The sequence below is a fragment of the Paenibacillus radicis (ex Xue et al. 2023) genome, assembly GCF_024722015.1.
Taxonomy (GTDB): Bacteria; Bacillota; Bacilli; order Paenibacillales; family NBRC-103111; genus Paenibacillus_S.
This window is the reverse complement of sequence record NZ_JANQBD010000001.1, coordinates 81,567-94,439: the sequence shown is the minus strand read 5'-3', so window position 1 is coordinate 94,439 and position 12,873 is coordinate 81,567. Positions and strand designations below refer to the sequence as shown.

Genomic DNA, 12,873 nt, shown 5'->3' with positions numbered 1-12,873 from the left:
AATGAATAAAAAGATAACGTTTGCCTTACTTCTTGTTATCTGTTTGAGTCTAGCCGGAACAAGCTTTCCCGTAAATGCCGCAGATGCAGGAGCAATTACAGGTGTTCTTAAAGTGGATAGCACAGCTGTGAATATATTTGAGCCTATTAAAGACGATGGGGATAACGGCGACCATGTACACGGCTCCAGCATAACAGAATTGCCAAGCGGCGAGCTGATTTCCGTATGGTTTCAGGGAAACGGTGAGCGTGACGCAACTACGACAAGAATTATGGGAGCAAGATCGGTAGATGGAGGAAAAACATGGAAAACTCCTTTTCTTATGGCGGATTCCAAGGATATTGCGGATATTAATCCCGCTGTGTACGTGGATGCAGGCGAGAGACTCTGGTTATTCTGGTATCCTGTGCTGGCAGGCAGATGGGAAACTTCACAGCCGAAATACGCATATGCGGAAAAAGGGAGCTATGAGTTTGCTAATGTTGGCAATAAAAAGCCCAATTGGACATGGTCCGAGGTTATCAATGTAAAAATCGGGTTGATTACCGGGGACCCGGTTAACCCTGATAACGCTATTGACTTCATCAGTCCACGGTTGCAAAAGGGATATGTAAATACTTTGAAGCAAAAGCTTGCCGAGTTTAAGGCATACAACTTTAAGCCTGTAGATCAAGGAGGAGCAGGCGTTAATGCAAGGATTAACGGAGAAGACTTCGACGGATATGTCGATCAAATTATGAAGCTGGCTGGAGGCAATTCAACAGTTGATTCTTATGCTCCAAGCGTTGCCGATAAGATTTGGAAAGGACGTTCCGGCTACCCATTGGCTCGCCGTCTTGGCTGGCAGACAAAAAATAAGCCGTTCACCATACCAACGAATGGCGGTAAAGTGCGTATGCTGCTTCCTTTATACTCCGACACGTTGGAGCAAAGCATTTATGCAATTACGGAATATGATCCGTCCAAACCGCTCCAAGACAATGAGATCCATTGGGAATTTAGCGAGCCTATCGTAGGGGATGCCATTATTCAAGCATCTATGGCGCAAAGAAAAGACGGAACATTGGTTGCTTATTTGCGTGATAATGGTGCGGCTCCTTATCGGGTAGTATCTTCCGAATCGAAGGACGGGGGATTTACTTGGACCATAGGTAAAGATGTACCCGAATTAATTGATCCGGGCGTAGGCCATGATATGGTGCAGCTAAAGAACGGTAACTGGGCGTTTGTCCATGTTGATGCGCAAAAGAAGAGAAATAGCTTGGCTGTAGCTCTTTCGGATGATGAAGGAAGAACATGGAAATATAGAAGGCATCTTGCGATCGATTCACGTGCCAACCCAGGCGATTATCATTATCCTGCTATTACAGAAGCCAAGAATGGTGATATTCTCATTACCTTTACCCGTGATTTTGCAGCAAATGATGGAGCACTTAACGGATTTAACAATATCATGTATTCAAGAGTCACGGAGGATTGGATTAAACAAGGCGATGCGGATGGCAAACTGGTAGTTGATTTTGAAAAAGTTGAGCTTGATATCGCCGTTCCTTCATCGTTCTCTATTGGCACAGCGAATGACAAAACACTAAGAGCTATGTTGCCTCTGACCGTAAAAGGATATATGTCCTATGGCAAAGGTCCTGTTAACGAAAAGATGAACTATGTAGATCTGCCGGTTAATTGGGATTTGAATGCTCTTAGATCAAATTTCAAATGGAATTCTTTTATTAAAGAAAAGATCACTGGGGTTATAGATCTGACCAAGCTTCCAGCAGGCATTACGAAGGAGCAGATTCCAGCCTTTCAGCCTTTGCTAAGAGGAGTTTATTACTATCAGGATCCAGCCGCACAATTGATTGTGGATTTAAAGGACTCCAATGTTATTACAAATGCTGGAGTAGCGCCTGTATTGCCTTCAGTCGTTACCGCAGTATACAGCGACAATAAGGAAGCGTCCGTTGGTGTTAAATGGCAGCCGATTGATCCAGCCAAGTACGCCGCAGCGGGGACATTTGATGTATCCGGTGATGTAACAGGTACGAATTTAAAAGCAGCGGTACACATTACAGTGGTCGAAGTCGAGAAGCCGAGAGTATTAGTCAGGTTGAAGGATGAGAGCATTACGACGAGTGTCGGAAAAGCGCCTGTGCTTCCATCGGTCGTAACAGCAGTATACAGCGACAATAAGGAAGAGCCGGTTAAGGTAACTTGGGAGCAAATCGATCCTTTGAAGTATTCAGCCCCGGGAGATTTTGATGTACGTGGTTCTGTTAAAGAGACGAATATTAACGCAGTGGCACATGTTTCCGTAAAACCAATACTGGTTGAAAAGGTTGTTTTGGATCAAAGCAGCATCAGTCTCTGGAGAGGCGAAACAGCTCAATTAAAAGCTACGGTAACTCCGGATAATGCGACTAATAAGATGGTATCGTGGAGCTCAAGCAATCCTGCTGTTGCCAGCGTGGATGCGAACGGCCTAATAACTACATTAGCCAATGGAGAGACAGTAATCACCGTCAAAACGGTTGATGGAAGCTTCGAGGCGAAGGCTAGCGTACAAGTTAGAACAAGGAGTAATAGCAAAGGCAGCAGTTCAGGAGGAGGAGGAGGATCGTCTACACCACCGACAACTACTCCAGCCACACCGGATACAACGGCACCAAAACCAGACGAAACCAAGAAACCTGAGACTAAACCTGACAGTGGTCAAAATGAAGGCAGTAAGCAAATATTTAACGATATTGCAGGGCATTCATGGGCACAAGAGGCAATCAAAGCTTTGAAGGAAAAAGGAATTGTAAACGGAACCTCGGAACAAACCTTTGAACCGGATAAAAATATATCCAGAGCAGATTTCCTAACGATGCTTGTAAGGGCTTTAGGTGTAAAGGCAGAGTTTACTTCCAATTTCGAAGATGTAACGAAGAGTGATTACTTCTATGAAGCATTAGGCATATCTAAATCCCTTGGGATCACTGATGGAGTGGACGGCGTCAAGTTCAATCCGTTAGCCGAAATCTCCAGACAAGATTTAATGGTACTTGCTGCTAGAGCATTGAAGCTTTCTGGAAAAATAACTGCATCGGGCACAGCAGCAGATTTGAATGGCTTTACAGATGCTAAAGATATTGCAGCTTATGCTCAGGAAAGCGTTGCAACACTTGTGAAAGCTGGAATTATCGAAGGTAATGATAATAAGGTCAATCCTCAAGGAAAAGCAACGAGAGCTGAAGTTGCGACTATTGTGTATCGGATTCTTAATAAAATAAAATAAAATAATGATGTGAATGGGCTATCCCGCAAAGTTGTACGGGATAGCCTGTTTATATATAGGTTACCGAAAGGTAATTAACTATATATAACATACCGTAAATTAATCGCCTTATTTGGACTCAAGCAAATTCAAAAAAACAATGAAGATTATCCCTCTTGGAAGAGCAAGAGGGGTAATCTTCATTGTTTGATCCGGTGCAGTCCTGGTTGCTGCTGTTATAATCTTTATTCCTAAGCGTCCGCTGCACAGCGAAAGCCCATGTTGCCTGCTGAGCTGTCCGGCGTGTTAGAGCTCCGTGCAGCAACGCGGTAGCGGTTGCAGTAGGATTTGTGGCATAAGTAGGAGCCTCCCCGCATGACACGGGCCACGCCTTGCTGTGGGCCGTGCGGATTTGAGCGAGGGCCGTTAATATGCCATGATGGGTTGAACCAGTCGGCGCACCATTCCCAGACGTTGCCCGACACATTATACAGACCATAGCCATTCGGCTGAAACGAATGTACCGGAGCAGTTCCCGCGTAGCCGTCGCTTTGATTGTTTTTGTCAGGGAATTTGCCTTGCCAAATGTTGCATAGATGCTCGCTGCCTGGCTTCAGCAAGTCCCCCCAAGGATAACGCTTTTGCACGAGTCCACCCCGCGCTGCATATTCCCATTCCGCTTCCGTTGGCAGACGTTTACCTGCCCATTGGCAGTAAGCGGAAGCGTCATTCCAGGATACATGGATTACCGGATGATCCAGCCGATCCTCTATAGATGAATCGGGGCCTTCTGGATGCGCCCAATCGGCTCCCTCTACATTCCACCACCAAGGTGTGTTTTGTACAACATGCTTAACTTGGGCAGCGGTTTCGGCGGATACAAACAAATGGAATACGAATGACCAGCCGAAGACTTCCGCTTCCGTCTTGTAGCCCGTAGCACGGATAAATTCACGAAATTCCGCATTGGTGACGGTGTAAGGTGCAATGTAGAAGGGGCGAATGGAAACAGAACGTACAGGACCTTCCCCATCCTGTGGAAAGCCTTCCTGATCATCCGTTCCCATCAGAAATTCGCCTCCCGGCAAATAAATCATTCCATCTGTTGAAGGTGTATTGGATTGATTGCTGATAGGGGGAAAGGTATCCGATCCATTGATGCTGTCTAACTTAATACTTTGTGCAGCCGATCTGCTCGTTGAGCTGCAGCAGGATGGTTTTGTCGGTTCGTTCATAATTATCCTCCTTAGGGCGTTCCTTCAGAAAGCCAACTTCGTAGCAAATGCAGGGCGTTGCCGTAGAAAAGCTTACTTTTTATGTTAGTTTTACACTTCCGTCAATTGATTAATGACCATGATTGCGGCACCGGTGACTAACGCTTCCTCACCCAAATGACCTTGACTGAAAACGACTTGATAATTCGGATAATGGTAAGTATTACGTATTGCAACACGGGTTGCCATTTGAAAGAAGCTAGGATGGCTGCTGATCAATGATCCGCCGAGAATTACTTTCTCCGGATGCAAAATGTTCAACAGATTGGACAAGCCAATGCCAAAATAGGTTGCTGCTTGTGAGAAAATTTCGACGGTTAGCGGATCACTGTCCTTCAAAGCTTGGACCAGGTGCGTGAAGCTGACCCTATCCGGATCTTTCTCCATATACCTAAGGGAGCTTTCACGTCCTTGCTTTAACCGGGAGTGGGCCTGCTGCTCCAAAGCATAAATGGAAGCGAATGTTTCCAAGCATCCGTAGTTGCCGCGATCATCAAGCCTTGGGCCATCCGTCTGAATAATCATTTGACCAATAGAGCCTTCCATATCGACAGCGCCATAGACCACTTTTCCATTGGACATCATAGCGGAACGAATTCCGACACCTACATGGACGTAGAGCAAATGCCTATAGTCGCGGTTCCGATCCGACCAGGATTCACCAATAATTGCAGTGTTCGCACCATTATCGAGTGAAATGGGGAACCCAAGCTTCTCCTGCAAGAAGCTGGTTATATGAACATCCCTCCACCCGGCTGCCGGAAAGTACAGCGGCTCCAGAATAACTCCGGCGAAACGGTCCAATGGTCCAACAGCACCGATTCCCATGCCAAGTACGCTATCTGCAGCAATTCCGTGAGCTTTCATCATAGCGAGTGTTGTGTCTGCAATTTCCATTAAGAGGCGTGTTGGGGTCATACTATCGTCCATCACCCAGCTTTTGGATTCCAGTTTATTCATATGCAAATCGCATAAAATCAGCTTGGAGCTCATCCGGGAGATGTCAAGCCCGAATACATAGCCCCCGAGTGGATTTGTCTGGTACAGAATCGGCCGTCTGCCTCCGGTTGATTCTCCGAAACCAGCTTCGACCAACCAGCCCTGTGCTGTTAATTCCTCAAGGGTTCGAGTCAAGGTGCTGCCCGTCATTTGACTTTGTTCTAACAAATCAATTTTGGAAACAGTACCTTGACGCCGAATGAGCTCATAAATTTCCTTATGCTTGCGGCTGCCGATTCTTTCATGTATGGATAATAACTGCATGGTTAATTGTAACCCCCACTTATTCCCGGAAAGCCTTATACGTCAAAGTTTCCCGCAGCATCTTATGTGACTTTTTTATTTAAACATTGTAATATAGCTTGTATTTAAGCTTACATTATACACCAGTAATCATCTCTAAACCATAGAACAAATATGCGAATCAACCATTAGGATTGTTACATCCTTACGAAATTTGGTAAGATAAGATTGCTGTATTTGTAAATTCATACTAATCAATGTTCATTACTATAGGATAGTTCTATTTTCAGAAACGCTAAGGAGAGAAGATCATGTCGGAATGGTATAAAAAAAGCTTTGGCGATGATTATTTATTAGTTTATAAACACCGGGATCTTGAGGGAGCGTATAACGAGGTCAAACGTATGATAGAGTGGCTTCAGCTGCCAGCCGGGGCAGAAGTGCTTGATTTATGCTGTGGAATGGGAAGGCATTCGATGGCGCTGACAGACTTCGGTTTTAAGGTTACAGGTGTTGATTTATCCGATGTGCTGCTGAGGGAAGCGGTCCGGATGGATACGGAAGAGAAGGTTCGTTGGCTGCAGGGAGATATGCGCGAAGTGCCGTTAACCGAAACTTATGATGCAGTCGTTAACCTTTTTACTTCGTTTGGTTATTTTGAAGAGGCTGGCGAGAATGAGAAAGTATTAAAGGAAATTCACCGGCTGCTTTCACCGGAGCATGGACAGTTTATAATAGACTTTTTAAATCCAGATCATGTTGTGGCGAATTTGGTTCCTTTTTCGAAGCGGGAGGAAGGGGAATGCACAATAGAGGAAACTCGCAAAATTGAGGATGGCTTTGTGCGGAAAAGCATAGTGATCCGTGAGCCTGGCACGCAGGAGCGGACCTATTCAGAGCAAGTAAAGCTGTTTGGACTCGATACTTTCTTGAGCATGTTGGATCATGCAGGACTGGAAGTGCAGCACGTGTATGGAGGCTACGATGCTTCTGCTTACAATAAAGCCGATTCGAAACGGATGATTTTCGTTGGGCGACGGAAAGGAATTTAATGCAACATGAGCCTATTTACCTTACATAATGAATCTATATACCAGATCAAAGCGCCTCTTCCCTTCCCGCTTCGCTGGGTCAACAGCTATTTGATCCGTGGTAAGGACGGTTATACGCTGATTGATCCCGGACTGCATACGGAAGCTGCGGAGCAATTCTGGGAACAAGCCATGCATGAGCTTGGTATAGGCTTCCGGGACATTGAGCAGATTGTGTTGACTCACCACCATCCCGATCATTACGGGCTTGCCGGTTATTTTCAGGAGCGCTCGGATGCACCGGTCCGTATGTCGGCCATTGGCTATGAGCAGGTAGGTCTGCTGTGGGGAGAAGGGCAGCCAATGACCGCTTCCTTGCTGCGTCTCTTTACCCGTCACGGGATGCCGGAGGAAATGCTGCTGTCCATGCAGGATCATATGGACAGCTTTGTCTCCCTGGTATCCCCACAGCCGAAGGTATCGATTATGACCATAGGCGATAGCATAATGCTGGGTGATCATGAGTATGCAACCCTGCACACGCCAGGCCATGCCGCGGGGCATGTGTGCTTCTACCGGGCCGAAACGAAAGAAATGCTGTGCGGGGATCATGTAATCCCGCAAATATCACCGAACGTCAGCTATTTGCCAGGTAGCATTGATGAGAACCCGCTGGGCAGTTTCCTGCAGAGCCTGGAAGCAATCGGACGCTACGACGTGGCATGGGCTTACCCGGGGCATCGGGAGCCTTTTGAGAAGTTCTCTTTGCGTACGCAGGAGCTTATACAGCATCATGAGTCCCGTTTGGAGCTAATGCGGGAGATGCTGCTTGAAAGACCGTTAACGGCCTACGAGGTATGCCGGAATACCTTCGGTAACAAGCTGACGCTTCACCAGCTAAGGTTCGCTCTCTCCGAGACGCTGGCGCATCTTATTTATATGCGTGAGTCTGGAAAGATTAAGCAAGTAGAACAGGAAGCTTGCCTATATTTTCAAGCATAGGACAGCACCAGAGTATGAAATTAGCGAGCAACCCAGTTTAGCTACATTAGTGTTTTAAATCTCTAACGTTCCATGATCATCAAGGATTTCTATATGGGTAGCGTGTGAACCTTCTATGAGCCCCTGAAGGATTTAAACGGAACAGAGAGTTCCGTTATTCGACCTGCCGCCTCCAATTTAATGTGATAGCGGAAGTCGCAATTCCGTTAAGTTAGGCAAATAGGGAAACTATACACAAAAACAGAGTGATAAAGGAACTAGTAGTTCCGCTATCACTCTGTTTTTTGAGCTTTCCTGGTAATAAAGGAACAAGTACTTCCGAGATATTGTCCTTTGCTTCGGTGGACGCAGCATCGCTATATATCGGGACATCTGGGTTCCTCCAGAAAGTTCGTGATTGCTCGGCTATGCACCACCTTTGAGCATCCGGGTTTCGCGCTTGTTTGAAACATGCCCAACTGTGAAATCATGCATGATTATGGTTGAATCTGGGAACGATGAGACCATCCGTCTTGATTATTAGGAAAGGATGTAAGAAGGATGAGGATGGTCGATGGAGGAAGTTTGCTGCTTGCTGCAGCAATGCTATTGCTTTTATCCGGATGCTCAGATAATCACGAAACCAAAGCCGCTGTATGGGCCGACACAGCAGCCAACACATCGTCGCAGGTAATAGCTGTAGATGTATCAGAGCAAGGGGAAGTGAGGATGACGAACCTGCCGCAAGGAATAACTGCGTTAAGCGCAGCAGAAGAAGCACCGCAGGTTGTTCTGCTGGGTACTGATTTTGTAGAACGGCATGGCACCTTGCCAAACGGCGGAAAGCTGCTTCAGCAGAAGTCTCAGCAGCCGAATGGGCCGCAACCGCAGCCTCTCATAGCGATGGTCGAGGGCGCGGCTGATGTGTTTATGAGACAAGCTCCGACCTCAGCGTGGCTGCCGGAGCTGCAGCTCATAGAAAGTGGTCTGCAGCAGTTTCAGCAGCGTAGGGATGATGGCTATAGAAGGCACGATACCCTTGTACCTTATTTGAGGATGCATAGCCAGGCCAGCGGCGCAGCAGGTGTTGAAGTGAATGCCGCTGTACTGCGTGGGCGTGGGCCCGCGCTCTTCTTAAATACAGATGAGCTGGAGCTGTTAGCTTGTCTGGATGGACAGGAAGTGGAGTCAGGCGGACGAAGACTAAGCTGTCATACAGATTGGAGCAGCAATGGAGATTTGAAAGCTCCCAGAATTAACGCAGCAGTTACGGTTACAGTAGGGAAGAATGACCAGCTGATGCTAAAAAGGGATCTCTCAGAGACGACCATGGCTAGAAGTATGAGCGAGCTTGTGCACAAATTGCAGCTGCAAGGAACAGATCCGCTTGATATTGGACGAACGGTTCGTTCACTTTACCGCGGTGTTTGGACTCAGGAGCGTTGGAGGCATGCTTTTTCACAAGCAGACATCGCTATCAGGCTTCGTTTAATTTCATAATTCAAAAAAACGACCGGCCGCAATATAGAGGGCTGGTCGTTTTTCATCACAAATCAATATTAATTTTAACAATCCCGGACTTCTTCAATGCTTGAAAAAATATAATGACAATCGGACCGAGAAACAAACCGGCTACGCCTATTAATTTAAAGCCAATGTACAAGCTGGCCAGAGTGGCTAGAGCACTTATCCCTACGGCGTCGCCCACAATTTTGGGCTCGACAATTCGCCGGAATACAGTGATAACAAGAAACAAAACTAGAAGACCGATAGCCAGATTCAAGTCCCCTTGAATAAAGCTGAATGCAGCCCAAGGAACTAATACAGAGCCTGTACCTAGAATAGGCAGCAGATCAACAAATATAATAATTAGAGCTATCGCCAAAGGATAACCTGTTCCAAGAAACAACAGCCCTATTAAAGTCACTATGTAAGTAAGAACGCTGATCAGGATTTGAGCTTTTAGAAAACCAATAATCGCTTCGCGAAGATGACTCAGCACATTTTCCATTTTACCGCGGGTACCCTCTGAAAATAAAGACAGGAAGGTGCGTTTTATTTGCTCCAATCCAATGCTGATCAAGTAAAGCGCTACAATAAATACAATGAAAAATATTAATAAATTAGGCAATGTTTTAGCCACATTCAAGATCATTCCCGAAGCGGAGGAGATAATACGATTGAGGCCGTCCGTTAATGAATCCACTCCCATGACCAGCCCGCTTTGAATATAGCCTGCCCATTCTTGAGGAAATGATCTATAGATAATCCCTTGACCTGTCAAGGCTTCCTTCACGAAAAGATCCACTTCATTGAGTATCATGGGAATTTTCCCTACGAATTCAACAAACTCCAAATAAATTTTCATCCCTATGAGAAAAAAGGCGCAGAGTATCCCGGCAATCAATAAAGAGCAGGTTAATGCAGCACTCGCAATTCGGTTGAGCCGGAGCTTTTTCATAGTCCATAGTACTACCGGTTCCAATAAAATGGCGATAAGCAGGGCCAGCAGAAAAGGAAAGCCAACTGTAAAAAGCCCATACAGTATTAAGATGGATACAACAACAAATACAATCGTCTTTAGAGGCATCAAGTTCTCTCCTTAAAGATAAAGCCGGGATGGATCCCGGCTTCCAATCATTTTATCCCGATTTTGCTAATTGTAGCTGTTAAGGCGTTTCTACAGATGAAGCAGGCGACAGCTTCTGAATTTCAATTTTACGTATCCTGTGGCTGTCTTTTTTTAATATTACGAAGGAAACATCGTCATAGTTCCATGCTTTTCCCGCTTCCAGATCAGGGGCTTGAGTATACAGCCATCCGCCAATGGTATCGACATCCTCATTAATCAGGTTGGTGCCAAGTAAATCATTAACCTCGTTCAATAAAACTTTTCCATCAAAAATATATTTGTTATCATCAATTTTTTCGATTTCCTTCACTTCATCCGCATCAAATTCATCCCTAATTTCCCCGACAATTTCCTCAAGAATGTCTTCCATCGTAATGAGTCCCGAGGTTCCGCCGTACTCATCGACCAGAATCGCAATGTGAACGCGTTCCTTTTGCATTCTTTTTAACAAGGTGTTTACCGGGATATATTCAGGGACTGTAAGAACAGGCTGAACCAACGATTTAAAATCGAATTGTTCCGGATTATTATCGTAATTTAAGAAGAAATGCTTCGTATTGATGATCCCTACAATGTTATCCTTGCTCTCTTGAGCGATAGGAAAGCGAGTGTATTGCTCGCGGCGAATAATTTTCAAATTTTCCTCAAGTGAACGGTCTGAAAAAAGACAAATCATATCGGTACGAGGAACCATAATTTCTCTGGCCAACATATCGTCAAAAGCAAATATTTTATTTACATAACCGTATTCGGTTTTATTGATTTTGCCGCTTTGATAGCTTTCCGAGACGATGATTTGAATTTCTTGCTCCGAATGCGCTTCCTCGTGCTCGGTTGCAGGTTTCAAGCCAAACAGCTTAATTAACTGATTTGCTGAGCCGTTAAGTGCCCAGATAAAAGGATACATGATTTTAGAAAACCAAATGATAGGTGTTGCTGTCAGCAAGCTGATCTGTTCGGCTTTTTGAATAGCTAATGATTTAGGAGCCAGCTCACCCAATACTACGTGAATGTAAGTAATAAATACAAAAGCAATAATGAAAGATACAATTCCGTTCAATTCCTCGCTCAAATTAAGTGATTGAAACAAGGGATGGAGGATCTTTTCAACCGTCGGTTCACCGAGCCAGCCTAATCCTAAAGCGGTGATAGTTATGCCCAGCTGACAAGCGGACAAGTAGCCATCGAGATTGCTTATTACTTTCTGTACTGCAACTGCGTTCTTGCGACCCTCAAGTACCAGCTGGTCTACACGGCTCGAACGTAATCTGATGATTGCAAACTCCGTTGCAACAAAAAATGCAGAAAGCAAGATCAAAACTGCCACGAGAAACAAATTTAAACCCATATCAACCTTCCTCAGTAAAAAGTATTTGAACTTATCTTAGATGAGTTCTTATGAACTTATTATAATACATATCATAGGAATAACAAAACGGCATGCAGCGCTTTTTTAATCAGAATGGAGTCATTTTGATTCATTACAAGCGTTAATACTATGGATATCTACAAATATCTCCTTTGACAAACCATTTCCTTAGTTTTATGATGAGTTCAAATGAACTTATCATTTAAACGAATGCTGCAATGGTAGAAGGAGGAGCTCATATTGGAAACTTTTACTCTTACCCGTAAAGAAATGGCAATTATGCTCCTCTCTATGAAAGGAAGAGCAACTAAGACCCCTATCATGGTTTTACGGGAAGCCTGGAAAAAAAACCATCGAACTGATGTGGAGCAAGGTACTCCCTTATCTGCTTTCCTGTCGACTCATCTTCCTCCGGTTCTGGAAAAAATGATCAAAAGCGACAGTGTAGGAGGCTTTTCTTTACTGGATATAGTATCTCTTGGTAATCAAATAGAATATACAAATGTGTCCATCACTTCCATGCAAAATTGGGTCAAACGAGATTTTAAAGATTTTTTAGGATCGCCCAAGGAAGGGAAAAAATATTCAATAGATCAAGCCGCTATGCTGTTTATTATTGACGATCTGAAGAACTGTCTGGATTTCGAATCCATACGTAAATTATTCCAGATTACGTTCCAACAGCCAGAAGATGAAGCGGATGATCTGTTGGGGCCTACCGAATTATATGTTGCCTACTCCACCCTGTTTGAAGAAATGGATGCTAACAACGACCAGCTGCTTGATGTGCAGGGACATGGTGCGGGTAAACCTAATTATGATGCATTAACGGAATCGACCATTCGACTTAAAGCAGACCAATATGTATGCAATCTAAGTCATTTGAATCCTCAACAAAAAGAGGCGCTCCGCAACTTGCTGTTTATTTCGATGGTTTCCGTGCAAACCGCTTATTTTCATTCTTTAGCGAGAAGATATTTAAACGGAACTTTATTTCTTCACAACCTGCATGGCTCAAATGACAAGTGAGTAAGGAATTTCTGTGCGTTTGAATGAGCTTTAACCAAAATGGCTGGAAAAGAAACCAT

The 12,873-nt window shown here is 44.8% G+C and carries 9 protein-coding genes; 5 read left to right on the top strand and 4 right to left on the bottom strand.

All coding sequences use genetic code 11. The annotated features are described in order from the left end of the window. The first annotated feature begins 1 nt into the window (after window position 1). Window positions 2-3,277, top strand: coding sequence for an S-layer homology domain-containing protein (locus NV381_RS00410; RefSeq protein WP_258211275.1), 3,276 nt, complete (start codon window positions 2-4; stop codon window positions 3,275-3,277). Between the two features lie 230 nt (window positions 3,278-3,507). On the opposite strand, the gene NV381_RS00405 is transcribed toward NV381_RS00410, so the two are convergent. Beyond that, window positions 3,508-4,491: a formylglycine-generating enzyme family protein gene (locus NV381_RS00405; RefSeq protein ID WP_258211274.1), complete on the bottom strand. Its 984-nt coding sequence runs from the start codon at window positions 4,489-4,491 to the stop codon at window positions 3,508-3,510. A 90-nt stretch (window positions 4,492-4,581) separates the two neighbouring features. Then, complete coding sequence (locus tag NV381_RS00400) at window positions 4,582-5,793, bottom strand: ROK family transcriptional regulator (RefSeq protein WP_258211273.1); 1,212 nt, start codon at window positions 5,791-5,793, stop codon at window positions 4,582-4,584. 290 nt (window positions 5,794-6,083) lie between these two features. Between NV381_RS00400 and NV381_RS00395 the strand changes: the two genes are divergently transcribed. The 3 genes from NV381_RS00395 to NV381_RS00385 all read left to right on the top strand — a co-directional run bounded on the left by NV381_RS00395 (window position 6,084) and on the right by NV381_RS00385 (window position 9,284). Continuing rightward, a complete protein-coding gene (locus NV381_RS00395) occupies window positions 6,084-6,824 on the top strand; it encodes a class I SAM-dependent methyltransferase (RefSeq protein WP_258211272.1) in 741 nt (246 codons plus the stop codon). A gap of 6 nt (window positions 6,825-6,830) precedes the next feature. Then, window positions 6,831-7,805, top strand: a complete 975-nt coding sequence (locus NV381_RS00390) for an MBL fold metallo-hydrolase (RefSeq protein ID WP_258211271.1) — start codon at window positions 6,831-6,833, stop codon at window positions 7,803-7,805. Window positions 7,806-8,345: 540 nt separating this feature from the next. Next, window positions 8,346-9,284 (top strand): hypothetical protein, encoded by a 939-nt coding sequence (locus NV381_RS00385; RefSeq protein WP_258211270.1) that lies wholly within the window; start codon window positions 8,346-8,348, stop codon window positions 9,282-9,284. Window positions 9,285-9,330: 46 nt separating this feature from the next. Here the strand turns inward: NV381_RS00385 and ytvI are convergent, their stop codons facing one another. Then, on the bottom strand, window positions 9,331-10,374 hold the full coding sequence (gene ytvI / locus NV381_RS00380; RefSeq protein WP_258211269.1) for a sporulation integral membrane protein YtvI: 1,044 nt from the start codon (window positions 10,372-10,374) through the stop codon (window positions 9,331-9,333). A gap of 79 nt (window positions 10,375-10,453) precedes the next feature. After that, the gene (locus NV381_RS00375) at window positions 10,454-11,764 is read right to left on the bottom strand and encodes a hemolysin family protein (protein ID WP_258211268.1); all 1,311 of its coding nucleotides are present in this window, start codon (window positions 11,762-11,764) and stop codon (window positions 10,454-10,456) included. Between the two features lie 261 nt (window positions 11,765-12,025). Here NV381_RS00375 and NV381_RS00370 point away from each other — a divergent pair, with 261 nt between their 5' ends. Continuing rightward, window positions 12,026-12,814 carry a DUF1836 domain-containing protein gene (locus NV381_RS00370; protein ID WP_258211267.1) on the top strand — a complete coding sequence of 263 codons (789 nt, stop codon included), beginning with the start codon at window positions 12,026-12,028 and terminating at the stop codon, window positions 12,812-12,814. The last annotated feature ends 59 nt before the right edge of the window (window positions 12,815-12,873 follow it).

Coding starts and splice junctions, on each gene's coding strand:
- ytvI (WP_258211269.1), bottom strand. CDS start 10,374: ATGCCTCTAAAGACGATTGTATTTGTTGTTGTATCCATCTTAATACTG.
- NV381_RS00385 (WP_258211270.1), top strand. CDS start 8,346: ATGAGGATGGTCGATGGAGGAAGTTTGCTGCTTGCTGCAGCAATGCTA.
- NV381_RS00405 (WP_258211274.1), bottom strand. CDS start 4,491: ATGAACGAACCGACAAAACCATCCTGCTGCAGCTCAACGAGCAGATCG.
- NV381_RS00395 (WP_258211272.1), top strand. CDS start 6,084: ATGTCGGAATGGTATAAAAAAAGCTTTGGCGATGATTATTTATTAGTT.
- NV381_RS00400 (WP_258211273.1), bottom strand. CDS start 5,793: ATGCAGTTATTATCCATACATGAAAGAATCGGCAGCCGCAAGCATAAG.
- NV381_RS00390 (WP_258211271.1), top strand. CDS start 6,831: ATGAGCCTATTTACCTTACATAATGAATCTATATACCAGATCAAAGCG.
- NV381_RS00375 (WP_258211268.1), bottom strand. CDS start 11,764: ATGGGTTTAAATTTGTTTCTCGTGGCAGTTTTGATCTTGCTTTCTGCA.
- NV381_RS00410 (WP_258211275.1), top strand. CDS start 2: ATGAATAAAAAGATAACGTTTGCCTTACTTCTTGTTATCTGTTTGAGT.